General features: G+C 63.8%; 13 protein-coding genes. All 13 read left to right on the top strand.

The annotated features are described in order from the left end of the window. Nucleotides 1–21 precede the first annotated feature (21 nt). The 13 genes from ASE26_RS12835 (at nucleotide 22) to ASE26_RS12775 (ending at nucleotide 26542) form a co-directional block, all read left to right on the top strand. A complete protein-coding gene (locus tag ASE26_RS12835) occupies nucleotides 22–1245 on the top strand; it encodes an arabinose transporter (protein WP_055938778.1) in 1224 nt (407 codons plus the stop codon). 105 nt (nucleotides 1246–1350) lie between these two features. Further along, complete coding sequence (gene ssb, locus ASE26_RS12830; RefSeq protein ID WP_055938776.1) at nucleotides 1351–1854, top strand: single-stranded DNA-binding protein; 504 nt, start codon at nucleotides 1351–1353, stop codon at nucleotides 1852–1854. Nucleotides 1855–2076: 222 nt separating this feature from the next. Then, nucleotides 2077–2847 carry a helix-turn-helix domain-containing protein gene (locus ASE26_RS29955; protein ID WP_082507619.1) on the top strand — a complete coding sequence of 257 codons (771 nt, stop codon included), beginning with the start codon at nucleotides 2077–2079 and terminating at the stop codon, nucleotides 2845–2847. Between the two features lie 2 nt (nucleotides 2848–2849). After that, nucleotides 2850–4112 (top strand): type II toxin-antitoxin system HipA family toxin, encoded by a 1263-nt coding sequence (locus ASE26_RS12820; RefSeq protein WP_055939561.1) that lies wholly within the window; start codon nucleotides 2850–2852, stop codon nucleotides 4110–4112. A gap of 27 nt (nucleotides 4113–4139) precedes the next feature. Next, nucleotides 4140–4925: a hypothetical protein gene (locus tag ASE26_RS12815; protein ID WP_156398217.1), complete on the top strand. Its 786-nt coding sequence runs from the start codon at nucleotides 4140–4142 to the stop codon at nucleotides 4923–4925. Nucleotides 4926–5002: 77 nt separating this feature from the next. Continuing rightward, a complete protein-coding gene (locus tag ASE26_RS12810) occupies nucleotides 5003–8875 on the top strand; it encodes a WGR and DUF4132 domain-containing protein (RefSeq protein ID WP_057246364.1) in 3873 nt (1290 codons plus the stop codon). A 74-nt stretch (nucleotides 8876–8949) separates the two neighbouring features. After that, the gene (locus ASE26_RS12805; RefSeq protein ID WP_057246363.1) at nucleotides 8950–12480 is read left to right on the top strand and encodes a DUF4132 domain-containing protein; all 3531 of its coding nucleotides are present in this window, start codon (nucleotides 8950–8952) and stop codon (nucleotides 12478–12480) included. Nucleotides 12481–12558: 78 nt separating this feature from the next. Continuing rightward, nucleotides 12559–16047 (top strand): DUF4132 domain-containing protein, encoded by a 3489-nt coding sequence (locus ASE26_RS12800; protein WP_162259172.1) that lies wholly within the window; start codon nucleotides 12559–12561, stop codon nucleotides 16045–16047. A 33-nt stretch (nucleotides 16048–16080) separates the two neighbouring features. After that, a complete protein-coding gene (locus ASE26_RS12795) occupies nucleotides 16081–19932 on the top strand; it encodes a WGR and DUF4132 domain-containing protein (protein ID WP_057246361.1) in 3852 nt (1283 codons plus the stop codon). Nucleotides 19933–19936: 4 nt separating this feature from the next. After that, a complete protein-coding gene (locus ASE26_RS12790) occupies nucleotides 19937–21046 on the top strand; it encodes an AAA family ATPase (protein ID WP_055938762.1) in 1110 nt (369 codons plus the stop codon). Then, on the top strand, nucleotides 21043–23391 hold the full coding sequence (locus ASE26_RS12785) for a DUF5682 family protein (protein WP_057246360.1): 2349 nt from the start codon (nucleotides 21043–21045) through the stop codon (nucleotides 23389–23391). Before ASE26_RS12790 ends, ASE26_RS12785 begins: the two co-directional genes overlap by 4 nt. Then, complete coding sequence (locus ASE26_RS12780) at nucleotides 23388–24512, top strand: VWA domain-containing protein (protein WP_055938756.1); 1125 nt, start codon at nucleotides 23388–23390, stop codon at nucleotides 24510–24512. Before ASE26_RS12785 ends, ASE26_RS12780 begins: the two co-directional genes overlap by 4 nt. After that, nucleotides 24509–26542, top strand: coding sequence for an SWIM zinc finger family protein (locus ASE26_RS12775; RefSeq protein WP_057246359.1), 2034 nt, complete (start codon nucleotides 24509–24511; stop codon nucleotides 26540–26542). Before ASE26_RS12780 ends, ASE26_RS12775 begins: the two co-directional genes overlap by 4 nt. Nucleotides 26543–26549 lie beyond the last annotated feature (7 nt).

Genomic DNA, 26549 nt, shown 5'->3' with positions numbered 1-26549 from the left:
GTCAACCATGAAAGATTCTGTATGAGCCCACCTAAAGATTTTGCTTCTCCCGCTGCGGCAGCCGTCCCGCCGGCCGTCAATGTCGTCCCAAGGATTTTCCCTATCGTGCTGGCGGTGTTCGCCAGCTTCCTGGCCATCGGCATCGCGTTGCCGGCGCTGCCGTTGCACGTGCATGACCGCCTTGGCCTGAGCACCTTGATGGTCGGCGTCGTCGCCGGCGCCCAGTTCGTTGCGGCGCTGCTGACGCGTGCCTGGGCCGGTGGATTGTGCGACACGCGCGGTTCCAAACGCGCCGTGATGACCGGCTTCGTGCTGGCCGTCGCCTCCGCGCTGGTCTACCTCGCCTCCCTCCCGATGGTTGCGCAGCCCGAGGCATCGGTCGCAGTGCTGATCGCCGGCCGCATCCTTCTCGGTGCAGCCGAAAGCCTGATCGTGACCGGCGCCTTGAGCTGGGGCGTGGGCCTGGCCGGCCCGCAGAACGCCGGCAAGGTCATGGCCTGGGTCGGCATTGCGATGTATGGCGCCTATGCCGCCGGTGCGCCGGCCGGGATGGCGCTGTACCAGCAGGCTGGCTTCCAGGGCATCGCGTATGCCGGCATGCTGGCGCCGGTACTGGCGCTGGTGGTACTGGCTGGTATCGAGGGCCTGCCGCCTGCCAGTGCGCGCCGCATCCCGTTCTACAAGGTGCTGGGCGCGGTCTGGTGGCCGGGCATGGGGCTGGCGTTCTCCAGCGTCGGCTTCGGCGTGATTACCGCCTTTATCTCGCTGCTGTTCACCGCCAGGGAATGGGGCAGCCCGTCGCTGGCGTTCACCGCCTTCGGTGCCGCCTTCATCGGCGCACGCCTGCTGTTCGGCCACCTGCCGGACAAGATCGGCGGCGCGCGCGTGGCCCTGGTGTGCGTACTGATAGAGGCGATCGGGCAGCTGTGCATCTGGCAGGCCTCGGCGCCAATGCTGGTGTACGTCGGCGCCGCGCTGACCGGCTTCGGCTACTCGCTGGCCTTCCCTGGTTTCGGCGTGGAAGCAGTCAAGCGTACCCCGCCGCAAAGCCGCGGCGCGGCGATGGGTGCCTATGTCGCCTTCCTCGATATTTCGCTGGGGCTGACTGGCCCGCTGGCTGGTGCATTGGCTGGCCAGCATGGCGTCAACACGGTGTACCTGGCCGGTTGCGGCGCGGTTTCCTGCGCCCTGGTGATCGCCCTCCGTCTGCTGAAGCCGCCGCGGGCTAACCCGACAACAAATTGAGCTGCGTCAGGTCCCGCTATATTTGAGCGAATATTAATTTAGGGTAAACTCCGTGGTTTTGGGGCCGTCGGAAACAGCCCCCGTTCCACTTCAGGAGTTTCATAAATGGCATCTGTCAACAAAGTGATCATCGTCGGCAATCTGGGTCGCGATCCGGAAATCCGCTACATGCCTAGCGGTGACGCGATTGCCAACATCGCCGTAGCTACTTCGTATCGTTCGAAAGACCGCAACACCGGCGAACAGAAAGAGCTGACCGAGTGGCACCGTATTTCCTTCTTCGGCCGCCTGGCTGAAATCGTCGGCCAGTACCTGAAAAAAGGTTCTTCCGTCTACGTGGAAGGCCGCCTGCAGACCCGCAAATACACGGATAAAGACGGCGTCGAAAAGTACGCAACCGACATCATCGCTGAAAACATGCAGATGCTGGGCGGCCGTGGCGATGCCGGCGGCATGGGTGGCGGCATGGGCGGTGGCGATGACATGGGCTACGATGCACCAGCTCCACGCCAGGCTCCACGTCCACAAGCTGCACCTGCTCCGGCACCACGCCCGGCACCGCGCCCAGCGCCGAACTTCTCGGACATGGATGACGACATCCCGTTCTGACGCATGCCCCTGAGCTAGTTGTAAAAAAGCCCCGCAACTCATTGAAGTTGCGGGGCTTTTTCAATTTCGGGAGGTCGGGAGTAAAGGCTATTCGCCCTAATGTGCCATTATTTTAGCTTTTCTTCTGTTCTTCGTACGGAATACTAGCTAAATCGCTGCTAAAGGCAACGTAATGCCATTATTTTGAGCATAAGCCGAGATTTAAGCTAGAATAATGGCATCATGGCCAAAACTATCTCATCATTGCTCCCTGCGTCCGATGCGCTGCTGCGCGAATTCGGCGCGAGGCTGCGCCTAGCCCGCTTACGCCGTAAGCTGACAGCAAAGCAGGTTGCTGAACGTGCAGGCATGGCGCCCATGACGCTTCGCGCTGTTGAGCACGGGGGCTCTGGTGTGACAATTGGGGCGTACCTTGCAGTAATGCAGGTGTTGGGACTTGAAGGCGATCTTGGCTTGCTTGCCAAGGCAGATGCCGTAGGGCGTGAGCTTCAGGACATTCCCTTGCATAAAAAGTCACGCAGGCGAGAACAGCTGGATAGCGACAAAGAGGGACTGCATGCCGCCGCTGGCGCAGCGAGCAGTCGGATCACTAATCGCATTGCATCCCTGCCTAATGAAGCTCTACGGGAACAGCTGGATGGCCTGCCTCTTAGCCAACTGCGCAAAGTATATGAGCAGTTGCCCAGCGCAAGATTGAAGGAAGTCGTGGAGCTGTTACCGAGCGAACAGTTAAAGAAATTGTCTGCCACGCTTCCCATCGAGCAGATCAAGAGAGTGCTGAGCGAATCACCCGGTAATCGAGTGAAGCAGATCATGGAATCGGCTTCGCTGGAAAACGCCAATAGGACAAGGCAGGATGCTGATAAGTCCTTCCCAGGAACCTCGAGTCCGGCTTCAGCCGGCAACTGGATCGAACGCGGCGGCTTTTCCAGCGCTGAATCGTTAGCGGACCTGATCAGCTCCTCTCCTCCAGTTGGCAAGAAAGCCGATTGACCGTGACCAAAAGCATCTCCGTTTACGCAGATTGGGAACCTCTCCCCAACCCGAGCCTGTTGGGCACGTTGCATGCCCACGCTGGGGGAGGTAACGAAGTCTTTGAGTTCGAGTTTGATTCGGATGCATTATCGAATCAGCACATAGCGAGCGTTTCTTTGGATCCGCGGCTGGGCTTCCATGACGGGCGGCAGCATCCCGCTCATGGACAGACCTTCGGCATATTTGCTGACGCGAGTCCAGACAGATGGGGGCGGCTGTTGATGAAACGCCGCTTGGAGCGTGATCAGCGTGCAGGCATCGAAGACCCAAAGCGGCGGCTCGTCGAGTCCGACTATCTTCTTGGCGTTCACGATGAATTTCGGGTAGGAGGTCTTCGATTCCGCATTGGAAATGATGGCGATTTTCTCGATAACAGATCGCACGTGGCCGCGCCGCCGTTTGTACAGCTGCGTGAGCTGGAGGCTGCAGTGGCAGCCCTGGAACGCGATCACGATAATACTGAGCCAGCAGGAAGTGAGTGGTTGAGAATGTTGATTGCGCCAGGAGGATCGCTTGGCGGCGCTCGACCAAAAGCAAGTGTGATTGATCCGGACGGACGTCTATGGATTGCAAAGTTTCCGAGCTTACGCGATGAGGGAAATGTTGGCGCCTGGGAGTTGGTGGTACAGACTTTGGCACGGCAGTGCGGACTGAATGTTCCGGCAAGCCTTGCCAGGCAGTTCGCAAGTTCCCGCCATACCTTTCTGGTTCGGCGTTTTGACCGCACCGCCCAAGGGCGTCGCCTGCACTTTGCATCAGCAATGACGCTCACGGGCCACAGCGATGGCGACGATGCTGACGTCAGCTATTTGGAGCTGGCCCGGGTATTAATCGATCATGGGGCGCAGACGAATGCCGATCTGCAGGAGCTTTGGACGAGGATTCTGTTCAATGTACTGGTTTCAAATACGGATGACCACTTGCGCAATCATGGATTCATCCTGAAGCCCGGGCAAGGCTGGCGCCTATCCGCTGCGTATGACATGAATCCCGTACCGGGATCGGCAGGCCTTAAACTGAACATTAGCGAGAGTGACAATGCACTCGACATCGACCTCGTGCTCTCGGTAGCACATTACTTTCGTGTAGCTGATGATGACGCGTTCGCGATCATGAAGCATTGTGTGAATGTTGTCAGACAGTGGCGAAAAGTGGCCACGGCGCTAAAAATATCTGAGCGCGAACAGAATTTCATGGCTTCAGCATTTCTGTTGGCCGAGTGAATTGGATACTGCACAGGAATAGCCTTGATGAGAAAGATAGCAATACCCCTCTTCCTAATAGTTATCGTGGTTTATGCCGGCTTCGCGCTGTGGGTGATTCCAGCCGATGGCTTCAGCAAGCTTGGCTTAGGTGAGCGCGGGCAGATCGGCGATACCTTCGGCGCCTTGAACGCCTTGTTCTCCAGCCTGGGTTTTGCCGGCATCCTGCTCACGCTCTACCTGCAGAAAAAGGACATGGCGATCCAGGCGACGAAGGACGACGAGGAGGTGGCCGAGCGCCGCTCCCTGTTCAATCTTGAGGCCAGCATCCAGGCTTACAGCCAGGCCCTTGGCCTTCTGCGTGATGGCAATAACCACCGCGCGACCTGGATACGTGCGGCAAGGATCCTGAAGCATGGCAAGGTCCTGGCGGATGCGGTAACGGTTGATGCGCATAAGCGTGCGCTGGAGCTGCGTTTGCTGGACTACCGCTCGGAATTCCGCGACATTCTTGAGCATAAGCCTGCCGAGTTCTTTTACGGTGTCGATCCTCGCTATTACGAGTTGGGGCTGGACCGCGTGGCGGCACTGGCTTCATTGGCCGACGCCAACGAGCAGGCCCACGCGATGCGATGGCTCGACGAGAAGTCAGTCTATGCAGTGCTGGAAGCGTCGCAGTGGCCGGACGATTACCAGGATCCCTTGCGCGACGACCTGCCCGGGGAAATGGATATCGAGGAAAAGACCTTCTTCGCACAAGGCCTCGCAAGGTACATGGAACACCGGCAGCAGTGGCATTCGATCGCCGGCAACCTGAGTCCACGGAACTCGTAGCGGCGAACAGGCTGGCCGTGCCAAAACCCACGTGTTATAGTCGAAAATATAACATTTCTCTTGGGTAATGAACTACGATGCGCCGCTTTGAATTCGCTGACAACAGCTCGAACAAATTCTGGGAAGTTGAGCAGGAAGGCTCTGATCTGAACGTACGCTGGGGCAAAATCGGCACCCAGGGCCAGAGCCAGACCAAGTCCTTCGCAGACGATGCCAAATGTACGGCGGCGATGGCCAAGCTCATTGCCGAAAAGACCGGCAAGGGCTATGTCGAAGCAGGGGTGGCGCCCACCGCATCAATCGGCAAGTCCGCGCCCAAGCCGGCAACGGAATCCAAACCCAAAGCGGAAAAGCCAGCTGCTGTTGCCGATGCGCCAGCACCAGCACCAGCACGAGCACCTGTGCCAGCGCGAGAGCCGGTCGAAGCGGCTGATCCTTCGACCACGCCACCGTGGCTGCTGCAGGGCGTGCCACTGGCGATTTCCCGCAAGATGACAGCGGCCGCCTTGCCTTCGCGCCGCTTCCCGAAAGCGGTGCCCGAGGTCGACGTGCAGGCCGTATTGAACCGCGCGGCCAACGTCCCGGCGCCGGATTTCGATGCCACCGATGCCGACCTGCGCGATGCGTTTGCGGAAGCGCTGGAGCGCCTGAAGGCGCGCAGCATGGACGGTTCGCTGCTGTCGGACGCGATCTTGCTGGCACTGTGCTGCAATCGTTCGCGCAGCCATGAGGACTGGTCGGAAAAGCCAATCTCCGAGCTGATGGTCGATGCCCTTGCCCGGCACAAAGGCCTGGAGCATTGCGTCGACGCTTTCATCGAACTGCAGCATTTCCAGGTAGAGGCCGAGTGGGTGGGGCGAACCTTGAAGGTAGGCCTTTCGCGCATGGTCACCCGCGAGCTTGGCGATAGCGAGCCTGTATCGCCAGCCGAATTTGCCTTGCGCCGCCAATTGTCGTCGGCGCCGGAGGCAGTCTGGCAAGCCTGTGCGGACAAGATCGAGGCCGCGATCCCGAGCGTCCCGCGCGTGCGCAAGGCCTGCCTGGCCGCGCAACTGCCGGAGCGGCCCGAGTTGTCCATCGCCCTGGTGCGCGATCGGGTCAATGGGGCGCTTCCTGTGACCTGGCCGGTGCTTCTGCTGAGCGGCACCGATCCTGAACTACCAGGTTTGCTGAACAAGACCTTTGGACCTTACAGCCGCTGGACCAGCGGGCCGATGATGGCCGCCACCGTCCTGCAGGAGCGCGGTGTGGATGCCTGCCCGATCCTCGATCTGATCAAGTTTAACGACACTGCGAATGAAGCCCTGACCCAGATCGGCACGCCGGAAGCAATTGGCTTGCTCGCTGACGTCGCGCTCAAAACCAATGCCGGCAAGGGATGGCACAGCCTCACTTACAAGACGGCGATAGCCCGCCTGCTGACCGCATTGCAGCAATGGCCGCTGGCCGGCATTGCAGCCCTGGCGGAAATGGGCGAGCTGCGCGGCAAGGATATGGATGTGATGCGCTCGGCGATGATGAAACTGGTGATTGCGCGTCCCGAATACATTTCCCAACTCCTGCCGTGGGTCAGCCCGGCTGCACAGGAACTGCTGCAACGCTTGTATGAAAAAGCCAGTGAGCCGCTGGAGGTCGCTGCGGCAGCGGACTTGCCGGCCGTGCTGGCCAGCCCGCCGTGGCTGCGCCAGCGCAAGAAGGGCGCCGCAGCGATTGCGGTACAGCCGCTGCCGCTGGACCCTGTCGAGCGTTGGGACGGTATCCCTCGCGAACTATGGGGAAGCGCTATTGAGTGGATGGAAGATGAATTCGCCGAAGCGCGTAAAGACGTCTCCAAGCTGGTTAGTTCGCTTGGATTCCGTTTGCAAGGCTCGGAGTCGGATAAGGTGGCGCACGACCAGGCCTGCGCAGCCATCCGCAATGCAGACGCCAATGGCCTGATTGCAGCCTGGCGTCTGTACAAAGCTGACACGCCGTGGCGAGAGATCTACTCGCATTACCTGCCGTTGTTGCCGGACTCGATGGTCATCGATGCCTGGGTCGGCTTGAGTGCCGCGATGGGGACAGACGGAGTTGCCTTCCTGTTGTCGAGGTTGGGCCTGCGGGCCGTTCCAGGACTTGAGGCAATGATGGGGCGCCGCCCGAGCGACGTCGGGTCGTACGCCAAATGCATTGGGTCGGTTGGCCTGGCATTGCCGATGGCGCGCGCCCTGGCCAAGCTCAAGAAAGTACAGGCGGACGCACGCCAATGGCTGCTGCGCTTCCCCGAGCACGCGGCCTGCGGGCTGATCGCGCCGGCAGTCGGCAAGGCGGGTGAGGATCGCGAATCTGCGCTGACGGCATTGCGCTTCATGGCCGCCAGCGGCCACGAAGCCTTGATCCATGACGTCGCCGCGCGCTACGGGGACCCGGTGATTGCCGCGGCGGTGCGAGCGCTGCTCGAGGATGATCCGCTCGAACGCCTGCCGGCCAAGCTGCCCAAGCTGCCGGACTTCTGGGCGCCGCAAGGTTGGCGTCGTCCCGTGCTGAACGAGAGCGGTGGCGCCAGTGCCGGCAAGGCCTTGCCCGATGAAGCGCTGGACCACATCGGCACCATGCTGATGCTGCCGACGCTGGACGGCCTGTATCCCGGCATCGCGCAGTTGAAGGGAGCGTGCACTGCCGAGTCGCTGGAAGGCTTCGCGTGGGACTGTTTCGTCGCCTGGCTGAACATCGGCGGCAATTCCAGGGAAGGCTGGGCCATGACGGCGCTTGGCTTCCTGGGGACCGACGACACTGCCCGCAAGCTCACCCCTTATATCCGCACCTGGCCAGGCGAGTCGGCGCATGCGCGCGCGGTCACTGCGCTCGATGTGCTGGCCGATATCGGCACCGATGTGGCACTGATGCTGTTGAACGGCATCGCACAGAAAGTGAAGTTCAAGGGCTTGCAGGACAAGGCGCGCGAAAAGATCGACAAGATCGCCGAGGCGCGCGAATTGACCACCGAGGAACTGGAAGACCGCCTGGCGCCGGACCTGGGCCTGGACGACAACGGCAGCGTGCTGCTGGACTTCGGCCCGCGCCAGTTCCGCGTCGGCTTCGATGAAGCGCTGAAGCCGTATGTGCGCGACAGCGAAGGCAAGCGCTTGCCCGACCTGCCCAAGCCGAAGAAGACCGACGACGAAACCCTGGCGCCGGCCGCAGCGGACCGCTTCAAGCTACTGAAAAAAGATGCCCGCACCGTCGCCAGCCAACAGGTGGTGCGCCTGGAGTGGGCCATGTGCAGCCGCCGCCGCTGGCTGCCGGAACACTTCCGCCAGTTCCTGGTGGAGCATCCGCTGGTGCGCCACCTGGTGCAGCGCCTGGCATGGGGCGTCTACGAAGTGGAAGAGGGCGGTAACGCGGGCGGCAATCTGCTCGGCTGCTTCCGTGTGGCGGAGGATGGCAGCTACACCACCGCCGAGGACGACGTGTTCCCGATTCCGGAAGGCGCGAATATCCGCGTCGGCCTGCCGCATGCGCTCGAGCTGCCGCAGGAAGCCGCCGGGCAGTTTGGCCAGTTGTTCGCGGATTACGAGCTGCTGCAGCCGTTTTCCCAACTGGGCCGCGATACCTACACCCTGGCTGCCGAAGAGCGAGCAGACATCAAGCTGGAACGCTGGAAAGGCGCTGTGGTTCCCACCGGCCGGGTGCTGGGCCTGGTCAACAAGGGCTGGCGCCGCGGCCAGGCGCAGGACGGCGGCGGTATCTGGTACTTCCAGAAGCCGCTCTCCGGCACCAGGGTGATCGAGCTGACGCTTGATCCGGGCATCATCGTGGGCATGGTCGATGAGTATCCGGAACAGACGCTGCAAGTGATCACGGTGGGTTCCCCCGCCGCCTGGGGTGAGATCCGGTCCGCGGAAAGCCTGGCCATTCTCGACCCGATTGCGGCCAGCGAATTGATCCGGGATATGGAATCCTTGCGCTAGCAACGGTGTGGGCCGGGCCCACACCTGCATGATATAGTCGAAAAGATAATATTTCTTCTTGGTAATAAGACTTCATGCGCCGCCTCGATTTCACCGACAACAGCCCGACACCGCCCTGGTTTGCCCAGGGCGTGCCGCTTTCGATTTCCCCTGAAATGGCCGCGGCGGCCTTGCCATCGCGCCGCTTCCCGAAAGCGGTGCCGAAGGCCGATGCCGAAGCGGCGCTGCTGCGCCTGGGCGCGATCGAAAAACCGGATATCGCTGCCACTGACCCCGACCTGCGTGCCGACTTTGCCGATGCGTGGATGAGTACGCTTACCGGCTCGCTGGACGGCTCGCTGCTGTCGCACGCGATCCTGCTTGCACTCGCAAACGATCCAGCCCACGGCTCCCAGGAAAAGGGCGAAGCGCCACTCGGGGAGCGTGTGCTCGATGCGATTGCCGAACACAAGGGCCTGGAATATTGCGTCGATGCCTTCATCGGGATGCAGGGCTTGCAGGTCAAGCTGGCGCACAAGAACTACAAGGACTGGCGGGTAAGCGTGACGCGCACGGTTACCCGCCAATTCGGCGACCGCCACCCCCTCTCCCCGGCCGAAGTTGCCATGCGGCGGCAGTTGTCCTCAGTGCCGGAATCGGTCTGGAATGCCTGCGCGGACAAGATCGAACGCGCGATCCCGAACGTGCCTGCCGTGCGCAGGGCCGGCCTTGCGGCGCAGCTGCCGGAACGTCCGGAAGTGTCGAACCGCCTGATGCACACGCTCGGCAAAGGCAAGACATCACTCACCCTGCCGGTGCTGCTGTTGACGGCGAATGATCCGGCACTGCACGGCATGCTCGGCCGCGACCTGCTCGAAGACGACCGCTGGACTTCGGATTTGATGCTGGTGGCGACCGTGGTGCAGGAGCGGGGCGTCGCCGCGGTCCCGATCCTGAAGCTGGTCGCAAGCAGTGCCGGGGCCACCATCGCCTTGAGCCAGGTCGGAACGCCGGAAGCCATCAAGCTGCTGGCGGAAGTGTATTGCGCCACGCCGGCGCGCGGCATGGCCGACGACATGATGTGGTGGCTGGCTGAACGCAAGACGGCGCTGCGCCACCTGGCGGCCGCGCTGAAGCAATGGCCGCAGGCGGGCATCGCAGCCCTGGCCGAACTTGGCGGGCTGCGTGGCAAGGACGGCGAAATGCTGCAGGAGGAACTGGCGAAACTGGTGCGCGCCAATCCCGGACACGTGCAGCAACTCCTGCCCTGGGTCAGTCCTGCGGCCCAGGCCGTGCTGCAACGCCTGGGCGAGAATAACGATACTTCGACACCAACGGCGGTGCTGGCAGGCCTGCCGGGCGTGCTGGCTGACCCGCCATGGCTACGCCCCCGCAAGAAGGCCGTTGCCGCGCCTGCGCTGAAGCTCTTGCCCGTGGCGCCGGTCGAGAACTGGGACGGCATCGACCGTGAACAGTGGGCTTCCCTCGACCGCTGGCATACGAAAGACTTCGACAAGGCGCGCAAGTCCACCGCAGCACTGGTGGACTTGCTCGGGTTCTGCCGCAATCCGGGATATGCCGGCGATGAAGCGCGCCGCATGGCAGCACAAGCCATCGCCAATGCCGACAGCGAGGAATTTGCCGAAGCCTGGCAGCTTTACCGCGAAGGCGATGAGAGGGCACAGCTCTGCACCCGCTTCCTGACGTTGTTGCCGAGGGAAATGGGCCTCGAAACCTGGAATGCGCTGGCTGGCGAGGCGGAGTCTTATGGCGTGGATTACCTGCTTAGCCAGTTTGGCCTGGCAGCCGTGCCGGGTTTCGCGGCAATGATGCGCGAGCACTTCGACAAGATGCTGCCGCTGGCGCCGTATATCGGCGCGGTGGAACTCGCTGGACCCATCGCGCGCGCTGCGGCCAAGCTCAAGAAACTGCAGGACGACGCGCGCCGCTGGCTGCTGCGCTTTCCTGAGCATGCCATCGCTGGCTTGATCGCTCCGGCGATCGGCAAGGCAGGCGAAGAGCGTAATTGCGCCCTGTCGGCGCTGCGCTTCCTGCGCGCAAACGGCTATGAATCCCTGATTGTCGGTATCGGTTGGCGTTATGAGGATCCGGCAGTCGCCGCTGCCGTGCGCGCCATGCTCGACGAAGATCCGCTCGAACGGCTGCCCGCCAAAATGCCCAGGCTGCCCGACTTCTGGGCGCCGGCTGGCTGGCGCCGCCCTGTTTTGAACGATACCTGCGGCGCCAATGCCGGCAAGGCATTGCCGGATGAAGCGCTGGATCATATCGGCACCATGCTGGCCTTGCCGACAGTGGACGGCGTGTACGCCGGCATTGCGCAGCTCAAGGAGGCCTGTACGGCGGAGTCGCTGGCCAACTTCAGTTGGGATTGTTTTACCGCCTGGCTGAGCGCCGGCGGGCCTTCCAAGGAAAGCTGGGCCCTGTCGGCACTTGGATGGCTGGGCAATGACGACACGGCGCGCCGGCTCGCTCCCTACATCCGTTCCTGGCCGGGCGAAGGGTCGCATGCACGCGCAGTGGCGGCGCTCGACGTGCTGGCCGATATCGGCAGCGATGTCGCGCTGATGCTGCTGAACGACATTGCGCAGAAAGTGAAGTTTACCGGCCTGCTGGTCAAGGCCCGCGAGAAGATCGACCAGGTCGCAGAAAACCGCGGCCTGGCCAGGGAGGAAATGGAAGACCGCCTGGCGCCCCGCCTTGGCCTGGACGACGACGGCAGCATGCTGCTGGACTTTGGCCCGCGCCAGTTCCGCGTCGGCTTTGACGAAGCGCTGAAACCCTGTGTCCGGGAGAGCGACGGAACGCGCCTGAAGGATCTTCCCAAGCCGAAGAAGAGCGACGACGAAGCGATGGCCAGCGCCGCAGCCGAGCGTTTCAAGACACTGAAAAAGGATGCCCGCACCGTCGCCAGCCAGCAGCTGGCACGCCTGGAACAGGCGATGTGCAGCGGCCGCCGCTGGCGCCCCGAGCACTTCCGCCAGTTCCTGGCCGACCATCCGCTGGTGCGGCACCTGGTGCAGCGCCTGGTCTGGGGCGTCTATGCGCTGGAAGACGGGAAAGCCACTGGCGGAAAGTTGCTGACCTGCTTCCGCGTATCCGCAGAAGGCGGCTACACGGGCTGGGACGATTACGACACTGCGCTGCCGGCAGGCGAGGAATTCCGTGTCGGCCTGCCGCATCCGCTCGAACTGCCGCAGGCGGCGTTAGCGCAGTTCGGCCAGCTGTTTGCCGACTACGAGTTGCTTCAACCCTTTGCCCAGCTTGGCCGCGAGACCTACCGGCTCGAAGCCGGGGAGCTGGCGGCGGAGACGCTGGAACGATGGAAAGGCAAGGTGGTGGCAACTGGCCGGGTGCTGGGACTGACCAGCAAGGGCTGGCGCCGCGGATCGTCCATGGACGGCGGCGGTGTCTCATTTTTGAGCAAGCCGGTGGGAGGATCCAGCGTGATCGAACTGATGCTCGACCCCGGCATTATCGCAGGCATGACCGACGACTATCCGGAGCAGGCAATCGGTGCTATCACAATGCGGGAGGGTAGCATCGCCAGTCTCGATCCGGTCAGCGCCAGTGAACTGGTGCGGGATATCGAGTCCTTGTTAACCTGATCGGACGCGTGTTAAAGTCAAAATTACAACGCTTCTTTGTGTAACTGGATTTTGATGCACCGTACTGAGCTCCCCGACATGACGACACCACCCTGGCTGGCACAGGGTGAACCCCTGGCGATTTCGAAAAAGATGACGCAGGTGGCGCTGGCTTCGCGCCGCGCGCCAAAGCCGGTCCCGCAAGTCGATCCCAAGGAGATATTCCGCCGCCTGAATGACGCCATCGAAATCGTGCACGAAAAGTGCGATGCCGAGGTCCGTCCTGCATGTGTGGAAGCGTCAAGGCGGCTGCAAGAGCAGTCCCTGGATGGTTCGCTGATGTCGGATGCCGTCCTGCTTGCCGTGTCAAACAATTCCCTGTTCCGCAGCGATAAAGGGGACGAACATCCGTTTGGCGAGTTGATGCTCGATGCCATCGTTGCACACAAAGGGCTGGAATATTGCGTCGATGTTTTCTTGGCAATGCTGAAACTGCACGCGGGACTCTATCTATCGCGGATGACCGGGAAGCGGATGGCGACCATCGAGTGCACCGGCCTCCTTCAACTGGCCCTGCATGAGCCGTTCTGCGGAGTTGAAATTGCCTTGCGCCGCCAGCTGTCCAATGCCCCGGAGGCGGTCTGGCAAGCCTGTGCCGACAAGATCGAGAAAGCGCTGCCATCCACCCCGCTCCTGCGCCGGGCAGCACTGGCCGCGCAGTTGCCGGAACGTCCCGAGCTGTCCAACCGTTTGGTACAAGAACTTATCGGCAGCCCTGCGCATTCGACCTTGCCGCTATTGCTGATATCGGCCAATGAGCCGGAATTGCTACGGGTACTGGGCGAAAAAATGCCGGACGTCGACCGCTATTTCAGCAGCCCGATGCTGGCCGCGAGCATCCTGGCGGAACAGGGCGTGCAGGCATGTTCGTCGTTCAGCGTTGCGGTCACGCGCGATGCCGTCAGCGAGGCCCTGACCCAGATCGGCACGCCAGATGCCATCAAGCTGCTCGTTGAATCCGTGGCGCGGACTTCCGATCCTCGATATTGGCGCTGGCACACCGAGATCACGACCAAGACCGCGCTTGCCCGCCTTGCGGCCGCGCTCCAGCAATGGCCTTTGGCTGGCATCGCTGCGTTGGCGGAACTCGGCGAAAAGCCGGGCAAGTCAGGAGCGGTCGTGTCGTCCAGCCTGGCGGCGCTGGTCAGCCTGAATGCCGACAGCATCCCCCAATTGCTGCCCTGGGTCAGCCCGGCGGCGCAGGCATTGCTGCAACGCCTGCAAGGCCAGGTCAGTACCTCCCTGGCAGAAGCTGCGCTTGAAGACCTGCCGGCCGTGCTGGCGAATCCTCCGTGGCTGCGGCCACGCAAGAAGGCCATTGCGCCCCTGGACCTGCAACCCCTGCCCCTGGCGCCGGTTGAGCGATGGGATGACGTCGATCGTGAAGCATGGGCCCAGCCGACCCCATGGTGGGAAGAAGCCTTCGAGCGAGCACTCAAGGATCCTGCGGTGTGGGTGGCGGAACTGGGCTTCAGCCGTAACCCGGGGCCGGCTGGCGACGAAGCCCGCAGGCAGGCGGTGCTGGCCATCGCCGGCGCCGATAGTACGGCGCTGGCAGCGGCCTGGCGTCTTTACGCGCCTGGCGACAATTGGGCGCGTCTCTATCCGCCATTCATTACGCTGCTGCCGGGGGATATGGGCGTTGAAACCTGGAACCTGCTTTCCAGTGCAGTGGATGCCAGTGGCAGGTACATGGAAATCCTGCTCGCCAAATTCGGCTTGCGGGCGCTTCCAGGCTTTGAGGAGATGCTGCGCCACCGCTTCGACCAGGGGGTCGAGTATGCCCCGCGCTTCGGTTCTGTCGGCATGGCGGCGCCGATGGCGCGCGCTGCGGTCAAACTCAAGAAGCTGCAAGCGCAGGGGCGCCAATGGCTGCTGCGCTTCCCCGAGCATGCCATTTGCGCGTTGATTGCGCCGGCGCTGGGCAAGGCGGGCGAGGAGCGCGATTGCGCAAAGTCGGCACTGCGCTACTTGCGCGCGAAGGGCCATGAATCCCTGGTCATGGAGGTGGCGGCACGCTATGAGAATGCGGCCGTCGCCGCCGCGGTGCGTGCGCTGCTCGATGAAGACCCGCTCGAGCGCCTGCCGGCCAAGGTTCCCAAGCTTCCTGCGTTCTGGTCGCCTCTCGGGTGGCGCCGCCTGGTATTGAATCAAACCTGCGGCGCCAGTGCCGGCAAGACGATACCGAACGATGTGCTCGACCATGTCGGCACCATGCTGATGTTCCCGACCGTCGACGGAGTCTATCCCGGCATCGCACAGCTGCGCGATGCCTGCACTCCAGAGTCGCTGGCGGACTTCAGCTGGGACTGTTTCATGGCCTGGCTGAATACCGGCGGCGCCGTCAAGGAGGGCTGGGCGATGTCCGCTCTGGGCTGGTTCGGTACGGACGATACCGCCCGCAAGCTGATGCCATTCATCAAGGCGTGGCCACCGGAAGGGGCGCATGCACGTGCGGTAGCTGCGCTCGACGTGCTGACCGACATCGGCAGCGAGGTCGCGCTGATGCTGATGAACAGCGTCGCGCAGAAGGCCAAGCAAAAGCCGTTGCAAGATAAGGCGCGCGACAAGATCGTCAAGATTGCCGAATCGCGCGGCCTGTCGACCGAGGAGCTGGAAGACCGCATGGCGCCCGACCTGGGTCTCGGGCAGGACGGTACCATGGTGCTGGACTTCGGTCCGCGCCGCTTCCGCGCCGGTTTCAACGAGGCATTGAAGCCTTTTGTACGTGATGAAGACGGCAACATGCTGCGTGACCTGCCCAAGCCAAGACAGAGCGATGACGAGGCGCTGGCCGGCGCCGCGGTCGAACGGTTCAAGACCCTGAAGAAAGATGCACGGTCCATCGCCAGCCAGCAGGTCGCACGCCTGGAATGGGCGATGTGCAGCCGCCGCCGCTGGCGTCCAGAACATTTCCGCCAGTTCCTGGTCGAGCATCCTTTGGTGCGTCATCTGGCGCAGCGCCTGGTCTGGGGCGTCTACGCGGCAGGCGAGGACGGGGCACAATTGCTGGACTGCTTCCGCGTGGCGGAAGACTGCAGCTACGCCAATGGCGACGACGATGTATTCACGCTGCCGGAAGGTGAGCACATCCGTGTGGGTTTGCCTCATGCACTGGAGTTGTCTCCGCAAACGTCCGCAAAGTTTGGCCAGCTGTTTGTCGACTACAAGCTGCTGCAGCCGTTTGCCCAGTTGGGGCGCGATACCTATGCACTGGATGCCGGCGAGCTGGCGCAAGCGCAGCTCGCGCGCTGGAAGGGAATGCTGGTCGCCAGCACCCGCGTCATGGGCCTGGCCAGCAAGGGCTGGCGGCGCGGCGATATGATTGGCGGCGGCACGTTCTGCTCGTTCCAGAAACCGGTTGGCGGCGCCAGGATGATCGAGCTGACGTTCGAACCAGGTATCTATGCGGGCATGGTCAGCGAGAACCCGGAGCAGGCGCTGGAAGTCGTCACGGTGGGCGCACCCCCGCTGGACCCGATCGCCGCCAGTGAACTGATACGTGACATCGAATCCCTGCGGGCATGAATGCCTGCAAACTTTCTGAATGATTGAACTCCAATGCGCCGCTTTGAATTCTCCGACAGCAGCTCGAACAAGTTTTGGGAAATTGAACAGGGTGGGCTGGACCTGAACCTGCGCTGGGGCCGCATCGGCACACAGGGACAGAGCCAGACCAAATCCTTCGCCGACGACGCCAAGTGCGGCGCCGCCATGGCGAAGCTCATCGCCGAGAAGACCGGCAAGGGCTATGTCGAAATCGATATTACGCCAGCTTCGATTGGCAAGGCTGCTCCCAAGCCTCTGGCCGAGCCGAAGCCTGAGGCGCCTGATGCGGCAGTTGCTGTTCCAGCCCCCGCTGCCGCCGCAGCGCCTGTAGCTGCCGCCGATCCGTCGACCACGCCGCCGTGGCTGGTGCACTGGGTGCCGGTTGCATTACCCCGGAAGCTGGCGGCAGCAGCCTTGCCATCGCGCCGTTTTCCCAAGCCCGTACCGGCGGTCGATGCAACGGACGTATTCCGCCGCATCTTCGAATGCCAGTTGCCGGATGCCGAGGCGACGTACGCCGAACTTCGTCCGGCATTTGAAGAAGCATGGGAGAGATTGCGGACCCGGACCCTGGACGGTTCCGTGCTGTCGGACGCGGTATTGCTGGCCATGGCTGCCAAGCTTCCGTGGGACTGGGAGGGCAAGAACGATGTGCTGGCGGAACATATGGTTCACGCGCTGGCCAAGCATAAAGGCCTGGAGCACTGCGTCGACGCCTTCATCGAAATGCAGCGGATACAGATGCATTGGACGAACGCGGGCAACTTAAAGCGGAAGGTCAGCGCCAGGTCCGTCATCACCACTGAACTTGGCGTATCGGAGCCACTTACGCCGGTCGAAGTCGCCATGCGGCGCCAGCTTTCGTCAGCGCCGGAAGCGGTATGGCAGGTGTGCGCCGACAAGATCGAGCACGCCATTCCCACTGTTCATATCATGCGCAAGGCAGGATTGGCAGCGCAACTGCCCGAGCGGCCGGAGATTTCCGATCGCCTGGCGCCCGAACTGGCCAAGGGGCAAGCGGCCCATACCTTGCCACTCCTGTTGATGACGGCCAGCGATCCCGGCTTGGCAGAAAAGTTCGACATCAAGATTTCGGATCACGAGCGCTGGTGCAGGAATCCGATGCTGGCCGCGACGGTCGTACAGGAGCGCGGGGCAGATGCCTTCGCAATCCTGAAATTGATGCCTTACAGCGAACCAGGCTGCGAAGCCATGTCTTATGTCGGTACCCCGGAAGCCATCAAATTGCTCGCTGAGGTACTTGCCGTGGTTTCCGATACCAATACGTGGACCGCCATATCGCTGAAAATGGCGCGTACCAACTTCTCTGCTGCGCTGGCGCATGCGCCGCTGGCGGGCATTGCCGCGCTGGCGGAGCTTGGAGAGCGGCGTGGCAAGGAGGGCGAAGTATTGCAGACGTCCCTCACGACGCTGCTGCGTATCCATGCCGATCAGGTTCCGCAGTTGATGGCCTGGCTGAGCCCTGCAGCGCAAGCGCTGCTGCAACGCCAGCTTGAGAAACTGGGCACCTCGATGCCGGTCGCGGCTCGGGAGGACTTGCCGGGCGTACTGGCCGATCCGCCTTGGCTGCGGCCGCGCAAGAAGCCGGCTGCGGCACTGGTCGTGCCGCCCTTGCCGCTGGCGCCGGTCGAGCGCTGGGATGGTATCGACCGCGAGGAATGGCTTGCGGCTCACAGCCAGATGTGGGGGCGCTTCAGGAAAGAACCTTCGAATCCGGTCTCGCTGGCCTGGGAGCTCGGCTTCTATGGCGATGCGTCCGACCAGCTGACCATCAGGGCGCTGGCCGTCAAGGCCATTGAGAACAATGATACCAACGGGCTGGCCGAGGCATGGCGCCTGTACCAGGAGGCATACCCTGGTCGCCAGGTTTGTGCGGTGGTGCTTGCGCTGCTGCCGGAAGCGATGCGTGCAGAGGCCTGGAACAAGCTGGAACGCGAGGTTGACCCGTATCATCCCCGTGTCGCCGGCCTGCTTGCCAAGCTTGGCTTACCGGCGCTTCCCGGCTTCGAAGCGATGGTGGCGCGACGCACCAACGACGTAGGTGCCCTGGCCAAATGCTTTGGCTCCACCGGCCTGGCGCTGCCTATGGCGCGCGCAGCCGCGAAACTCAAGAAGATCAAGGAAGACGCCCGCCAGTGGCTGCTGCGCTTCCCCGCGCATGCCATTTGCGGCCTGCTCGCGCCGGCGCTTGGCAAGGCGGGCGAGGACCGGGATTGCGCGGCGTCGGCGCTGCGCTACCTGGGCGCGAACGGCCATGAGGCCCTGATCTTCGAAATGGCCGCGCGTTACGAGGATGCGGCGATCGCCAAAGCGCTGCGTGCTTTGCTCGATGAAGATCCGCTTGAGCGCTTGCCCGCCAAGCTGCCCAAGCTGCCAGACTTCTGGGCGCCGCTGGGATGGCGCCGCCCTGTTCTGAATGACAGCTGCGGCGCCGGTGCCGGCAAGGCAGTGCCGGACAGTGCGCTGGACCACATCGGCACCATGCTGATGTTCCCGACTGTGGATGGGCTGTACCCGGGCATCGCACAGGTCAAGGATGCCTGCACTGCCGAATCGCTGGCGGACTTCGCCTGGGATTGCTTCTCGTCCTGGCTGAATGCAGGCGGCAACTCCAAGGAAGGCTGGGCCATGACCGCCATGGGCTGGCTGGGAACGGACGACACGGCGCGCAAGCTCACCCCATTTATCCGCACCTGGCCAGGGGAATCGGCGCATGCCCGTGCCGTATCGGCGCTGGACGTGCTGGCCGACATCGGCACCGACACGGCCCTGATGCTGTTGAACGGCATCGCGCAAAAGGTCAAGTTCAAGGGCCTGCAGGACAAGGCGCGCGAAAAGATCGACAAGATCGCGGAGGCACGCGAGCTGACCACCGAGGAACTGGAAGACCGCCTGGCGCCCGACCTGGGCCTGGACGACAACGGCAGCGTGCTGCTGGACTTCGGACCGCGCCAGTTCCGCGTTGGTTTCGACGAGGCGCTGAAGCCATATGTTCGCGACAGCGAAGGCAAGCGCCTGGCCGACCTGCCCAAGCCAAAGCAGAGCGACGACGAAGCGCTGGCCGGTGCCGCCGTCGACCGCTACAAGTTGCTGAAGAAAGACGCCCGCACCATCGCCAGCCAGCAGGTCGTGAGGCTGGAGTGGGCCATGTGCAGCCAACGCCGCTGGCTGCCCGAACACTTCCGCATGTTCCTGGCCGGCCATCCTCTGGTGCGCCACCTGGTGCAGCGCCTGGTGTGGGGCGCCTACGAAGTGGCGGATGGCGAGAACGCCGGCGGCAGACTGCTGGCATGCTTCCGCGTGGCGGAGGATGGCAGCTGGACCACGGGCGAGGACGACCGCTTCACAATGCCGGAAGGTGCGAATATCCGCGTGGGCCTGCCGCATGCGCTCGAACTGGCGGCGGAAGTTGCGGCGCAGTTCGGCCAGCTGTTTGCGGACTATGAGCTGCTGCAGCCGTTCTCCCAGCTTGGGCGCGATACCTATGCACTGGGCGCCGACGAGCAGGCAGTGACGGTCCTGGAGCGCTGGAAAGGCGCAGTCGTTCCCACCGGCCGCGTGCTTGGCCTGGTCAACAAAGGCTGGCGGCGCGGGCAGGCCCAGGATGGCGGCGGCATCTGGTTCTTCCACAAGCCGCTCAACCAAACCAGGGTGATCGAATTGAGGCTTGATCCCGGCATCATCGTGGGCATGGTTGACGAATATCCTGAACAAACGCTGCAAACCATTTCGGTCGGCTCACCTTCCAGCTGGGGGGAGATCAAGGCGGCCGAAAGCCTGGCGATCCTCGACCCGATCGCCACCAGTGAACTGATACGCGACATCGAATCCTTGCGGGCATGACACCATGAAGAAAAGTACAACCAAAGAAGCACCGACTTTGCAGCGCCCACCGGCGGAGATCCTCCATGCGCAGGAGCTGCAACGCCTGCGCGACAATGATACCGGCCCGCGTCCGCCGGGCTGGGCGCTGAGCCTGACCGCCGCGCGCAAATTCATCCTGGGCGACGACGAGTTGAAAATCGAGCGCAAGATCGTGGCGCCTGCGGCGTCGATCGAACGCATGCTGGTGACGCTGGCGACGGGCCGCGGCCTGATGCTGGTGGGCGAGCCGGGCACGGCGAAGTCGCTGCTGTCCGAGCTGCTGGCTACCGCCATCTGCGGCAAGTCGACCCTGACCATCCAGGGCGGCGCTTCGATCACGGAAGACCAGATCAAGTATTCGTGGAACTACGCGTTGCTGATCAACGAAGGCCCAAGTCCGCGCGCACTGGTGCCGGCACCGCTGTACCAGGGCATGCGCGACGGCCAGATCGTGCGTTTCGAAGAGATCACGCGCGCGCCGCTGGAAGTGCAGGACTGCCTGCTTGGCATGCTGTCGGACCGCGTCATGAGCGTGCCGGAACTGGCGGGCGAGGACGGCATGCTGTACGCACGCGACGGCTTCAACATCATTGCCACCGCCAACACGCGCGACCGCGGCGTGAATGAAATGAGCGCGGCGCTCAAGCGCCGCTTCGACTTCGAAACCGTGTTCCCTATCCTCGACTTCGACCATGAGCTGGCGCTGGTGAAAGAGGCTTCGGCGCGCCTGCTGGAAAAGAGCGCGATTCCGCGCAGCCTGCCGGTACCGGTGCTGGAACTGCTGGTGACCACCTTCCGCGACTTGCGCGGCGCCTCGCAGGCGCACAGCGGCGACGCCGCGATGGACCGCCTGACTGCTGTCATGTCGACGGCGGAAGCAGTCAACGTCGCCCATGCCGTCGGCGTGCGCGCCTGGTTCCTCGAGCAGCGCGACGGCAGCCCGGCCGACCTGGTCGACTGCATCGCCGGCACCGTGGTCAAAGACAATGCCGACGACCGCGCCAAGCTGCGCCGCTACTTCGAGCAAAAGGTCGCGCGCAGGAACGGGCCCCACTGGCAAGCCTATTTCGAAGCAAGGCATCGTTTGCCGTGACAGAGCCAGTCATCATCGGCGTTCGCCATCACAGCCCCGCCTGCGCGCGGTTGGTGGCGCACAAGATCCGCAGCCTGCAGCCGGCCCATGTGCTGATCGAAGGGCCGGCTGACTTCAACGACAAGCTTGGGCAGATGGCCTTGCCGCACAAGCTGCCGCTGGCGATCTACAGCTTCCTTTCGTCGGAAGCAGGGCATCGCGCATCCTGGTCGCCATTTGCCGAGCATTCGCCGGAATGGCAGGCGCTGTCCGTCGGGAGTGAGACGGGTGCGCAGGTGCGCTTCATCGACCTGCCGGCATGGGACGATGCTTTTGCCGATGTGCTCAATCGCTATGCCGACGTGGGCGACGAGGCGGAGGCTGAACGCGCCGCCACCTACGAAGATGCGCTGCGCCGCAAGATGGCGGTGGACAGCCGGGACGCCCTGTGGGATACGCTGTTTGAACAACAGGATTCCCTCGAGCAGCTGGAGCAAAGCCTGTCCGCCCATTTCGAGCACCTGCGTGCCAATGATGCGGGCTCGATCGGCAACCAGTCGCGCGAACGCATGATGGCGAGATGGATCGCCTGGGCAATGGCGCGCAAGGAAGGCCCGGTACTGGTGGTGTGCGGCGGCTACCATGCGCCCGCACTGCAGCGCGCCTGGCGCAGCGAGGACGGTGCGCACCCGCCCGGACTGCCGGCGCCGGACAATGCTGCCGGGGAAGTGCGCTTCGGCTCCTACCTGGTGCCATACACCTTCAAGCGGCTCGATTCCTTCACCGGCTACGCATCGGGTATGCCGTCCCCGTTCTTCTACCAGCTGGCATGGGAAGAGGGCATGCAGGGCGTGGGACCCGCGCTGCTGCAGCGCGTGACGCAGCGCCTGCGCAACAAGAAGCTGGCGGCATCGACCGCCGACCTGATTGCCGCCCACACGCGCGCCGATGCGCTGGCGCGCCTGCGCGGCCATGCCCCGCCGGCACGCTGCGACTGGCTCGATGCGCTGGCAGGATCGCTGGTCAAGGATGCGCTGGATGCTCCGCTGCCGTGGACCTATCGCGGGCCGCTGCGCTTCGGTACCGACCCGATCCTGGTCGAGATCATGGACGTACTGGCAGGCGATGTGGCGGGCAAGCTGGCGCCCGGTACGCCGCAGCCGCCGCTGGTGCTGGCGGTCGAGGCGGAACTGGAAGCGCGCGGCATCAAGCTGCCGTGCGATATGGTGCTCGATTTGTTCGCGCCCGCCGACCGCGAGAAGAGCCGCGTGCTGCATCGCCTGCTGCTGCTGGACATCCCCGGCATCGACCGGCGCTCGGGCCCTGGCCTGGCAATGTCCGGCGAGCGGCGCGAAGAATGGGCGTTGCGGACACCGCTGGAGCAGCGCGCGGCGCTGATCGAGGCCGCGGCATATGGCGCCACGCTGGAAGATGCAGCGCGCATGAAGCTGGAAGAGCGCATGCGGGCAGCGGGCCGTGCCAACGGCGAAAGCCGTTTCGCGCAACTGGCTGAAGTCCTGAACAAGGCCGCCTTTGCCGGCCTGGCCAGCATGAGCGACGGCATCCTGGCCGAACTGGAAATGGCGGTCGGCGGCGAGCCACACTTTGAATCCTTCGGCACGGCGCTGCCGGTACTGCATTCCCTGCTGCTGCACGGCCAGTCGCTCGACATGGCGGGTGCACCGATCCTGCGCACCGTCATCGCCGCCGCCTTCGACCGTGCGTTGTGGCTGCTGGAAGCGATGGGCATGGTTCCTGCGGTGGACCACAGGCTGCATATCCAGGGCTTCCTCGCCTTGCGCCAGGTGGCCCGCGATGCGCTGGCTGGCGACGCGGCGCTGCCTTTGCAGATCGAGCCCGAACGTGCGCTGGCTGTATGGCGGCGCAAGCTTGCTGACCAGCGCTCCGCTCCGGTCAGCCGCGGCGCAGCGCTGGGGGGACTGGTCAGCCTGAATGCAGGAGGTTCCGCTGCCACAGGCGAAGCCACCTTGCAGGCGCTGGCCCTGCTCGGCGAAATTCCACCGGGACTGGTTGGCGATGCGCTAGCCGGCATGCTGGCCCTGGCGCGCGATGAACTGGTGCATGACGCCCATTTCGTCGCCGCTCTCGATGCATTGGTGAAGTCGCTGGACGACCTCGATTTCGTGCTTGCCTTGCCGGCCATGCGCAACGCCTTCGGCTGGCTGCCGCCGCAGGAACGCGGCTCGCTGGCGGAGGCTGTGCTGGCCCAGCATAACGCGGGGCATCTGCCGCGGCGGGCGCTGACCGCGCACTTCGCCGGTGCCGATGCGGAAGACCTGGCTAAAGCCGCGCTGCTGGAACAGGCCGCGCTGCGCAAACTTGCTTCATGGGGATTGGTGTCATGAGTTTGAAAATTCCCGATTCGCTGACGCGCTGGCGCCTGCTGCTCGGCGAAGCAGCGGCGCCTGCCTTGGGCAGCTTGTCCGGCGAGGCGCGCTCGGCGGACATGGCGCTGGACTGGCTGTACGGGCGCGATACCGACATCGCCGCGCGCGGCGAACGTAACGCAGGACTGGGACCATCGCAGCTGTCCACGCCGGACTGGATCAACACGATCCATGAACTGTTCCCGAAAGAAGTGATCGAGCGTCTCGAAAGCGATGCGGTGGAACTGTACGGCATCGACGAGGTGGTGACCAACCTCGAGGTGCTGGAACGCATCGAGCCATCGGAATCGCTGCTGCGCGCGGTGCTGCACACCAAGCACCTGATGAATCCCGAAGTGCTGGCTGCCGCACGCCGGCTGGTGGCCGAAGTCGTGCGCCAGATCATCGAGAAGATGGCAACCGAGGTGCGGCAAGCGTTTTCCGGTGCGCGCGACAGGCGCCGACGGTCCATGATGAAGGTGGCGCGCAACTTCGACTTCAAACGCACGGTGCAAGGCAACCTGCACCGATGGGACCCGGAGCGCGGAAAGCTGTTCCTGGAAACGCCGATCTTCATGAGCCGCGTGCGGCGCCACACGGAGCGCTGGGACATCTGCCTGCTGATCGACCAGAGCGGCTCGATGGTCGATTCGGTGATCCATTCCGCTGTGATGGCATCCTGCCTTTGGAACCTGCCGGGCATGCGTACCCGCCTGGTCGCCTTCGATACGGAAGTGGTCGACCTGACCTCGGACGTGTCCGACCCGGTCGAACTGCTGATGAAGGTGCAGCTGGGCGGCGGTACCGACATCGCCAAGGCGGTCGGCTATGCGCAATCGCTGGTGGAAAACCCGCAGCGTACCGTGGTGGTGCTGGTCAGCGACTTCTTCGAAGGCGGATCGCAGCATGAACTGGTACGCCGGGTCAAGGCGCTGGTGCAGTCCGGCGTGACGGTGCTGGGACTGGCCGCGCTGGATTCGAGCGCCGATCCCTGCTACGACAAGGACATGGCGGCGCGGCTGGTGCGCGAAGGTGCGCACGTGGGCGCAATGACGCCCGGACAGCTGGCGGCCTGGCTGGCGGAAAAGGTGCGCTCATGAACGCTCGCAGAACCGACCTGCTGGAACTGACGCCCGAAGCGCTGATTGCCCTGGCCAACGCGGGCTTTGTAAAGCGCGCGCAGAAGGATGTCGCCGAAGGCAACCTGCCCGCCATCGAGGAAGGGGAAGATGGCGCCATCCGCGCCACCTACGCCGACGGTCACAGCACGGTGCTTGCGCCGAACAGTACACTGCGCGACGCCAGCTGCACTTGCCCGGCCAGCGGCTTATGCCGCCACCGCGTGACGCTGGTCCTGGCGTACCAGGCGCAGGCCCAGGCGCATCCGGAAAGCGAACCGGCCGACGATTCCGGCCCATGGTCGCCGTCGCATTTCGCTGCGACGATGGCCGAAACCATTCCTGCTTCGACCCTGGCGCAAGCCATGAAGCTGGCGGCGGCGCAGCCGGTGGTCAAGCTGATAGCGTGGCAGGAAGCAGCGCCCGTTCCAGGCGCGCGCCTGCCGATGTGCAATGTGCGCTTCTTCTCGCGCAGCAGCCTGACGCACGCCAGGTGCGATTGCAAGGAGGGCAGCGGTTGCGCGCACGTCGTCCTGGCAGTATGGGCATTCGAGCAGGCGGAGAAGAAGTCGCCGGGCTTTGCCGAAGCCAGCGTTACCCTGGCCAATGCGCAGGCAGGCGGCGCCCCGGCGGCAGCGCGCCTGTTTGATACGCAAGCAGCGGCAACGCTGCTCGAGCGCACGCACGCCCTTGCGCTGCAGGTCTGGCTCGATGGCTCCAGCCAGCCGATGCTGGCACTGGAGGCGCGCTTCGAGGAAGTCTTCGCCCTGGCGGCCCGACTGGGATGGTGCTGGATTGGCGAATCGCTGCATGGCATGAAGGACCTGATGCTGGCGCAGCATGCGCGCTCAAGCCGCTTCGACCCGAAGATGCTGTTGTCGGCGCTGGCAGGCCTGCATGCGCGCCTGGCGGCAGCAGTGCTGGTGGACGGCCAGGCTGCCGCAGGAGAGCTGCCGGAAGTGCCGGCCAGCCAGCTGCTCGGCATCGGGGTCAAGGGCGAAGTTGCGTTGGACCACTTGCGGCTGGTATCCCTCGGCGCCCAGCTCTGGGCGGATGACGAGGCGGAGGGCGCGCTGCTGGTATTTGCCGACCCCGATACCCTTGCGGTGACGGTGATCGATCGCAGCTGGCCAAAGCCGAAGGCCGGGGAGCCTGGCATGGCCATCAAGTCGCGCAGGATTGCCGGCCAGCCGGTGGAAAGGCTGGCCGCCAGCCAGGTTGTCACCAACGGCGCCCGGCGTCGTGCCAATGGCGCCCTGGAGATCGCCGCTGGAGCGCGGCAGACCAACGTCCTCCCCTTGTCGCCCCGGGCGTGGGATGACCTGATGGCGCCGTTGCGGCAGGCCTCCGCCGTTGGGCTGCGCGACTACCTGCTGAACGCCGTTCCGGATTTCGCACGGCCGCTGCAGGCGATTGAGCACATGCACATCGTGCCTGTGGCGCGGGTCGGCGAATGGGAATGGAATGCGGCGCGCCAGACGCTATCCGCCTGGCTCGAAGTCGGCGAGGCCGGCGAGCGCCTGCTGCTGCGAAAGCACCACAATCCGGCTGCGCCGCATGCCATCGATGCGCTGGCCAGTGCATTGTCCGGAGAATCCGGCGCGCCGACTGCGGTATCGGGGACGGTCACGCTGGAAGCTGGACTGGTGGTCATCGAACCGTTTGCCATCCTGACCGAACAGCGTGCCGTGGTGCCGGACGTGGAAACGGCGGCGTCGCGCGGCCTGGCGCCTGCCATGTTGTTGCATGAGCCGCCAGCGCTGGTGGAGCTGGTCAACCAGGGCCACGCGCTGCTTGCCCGCTGGATGCGGCAGGGTTTGCGTCACCAGGCCGCTGGCGCCCTGCAGGAAGCTGCGGAACTTGCGGCCGCCCTCGAGCGCAACGGCCTTGCCGCGGCAGCCGGGCTGCTGCGCGAGGCCGTCACCCTGATGCAGGCGCCGGAAAAGCAGCCCTTGCCCGGCAAGCTGGCAACGTTATACCTATTACTCGCCGAAGTCGCACGTTCGGCTTGAGACCACG

The sequence above is a fragment of the Duganella sp. Root198D2 genome (assembly GCF_001428585.1).
In the GTDB taxonomy this organism is placed as follows: domain Bacteria; phylum Pseudomonadota; class Gammaproteobacteria; order Burkholderiales; family Burkholderiaceae_D; genus Rugamonas.
This window is presented reverse-complemented; position numbering and strand designations above follow the sequence as displayed.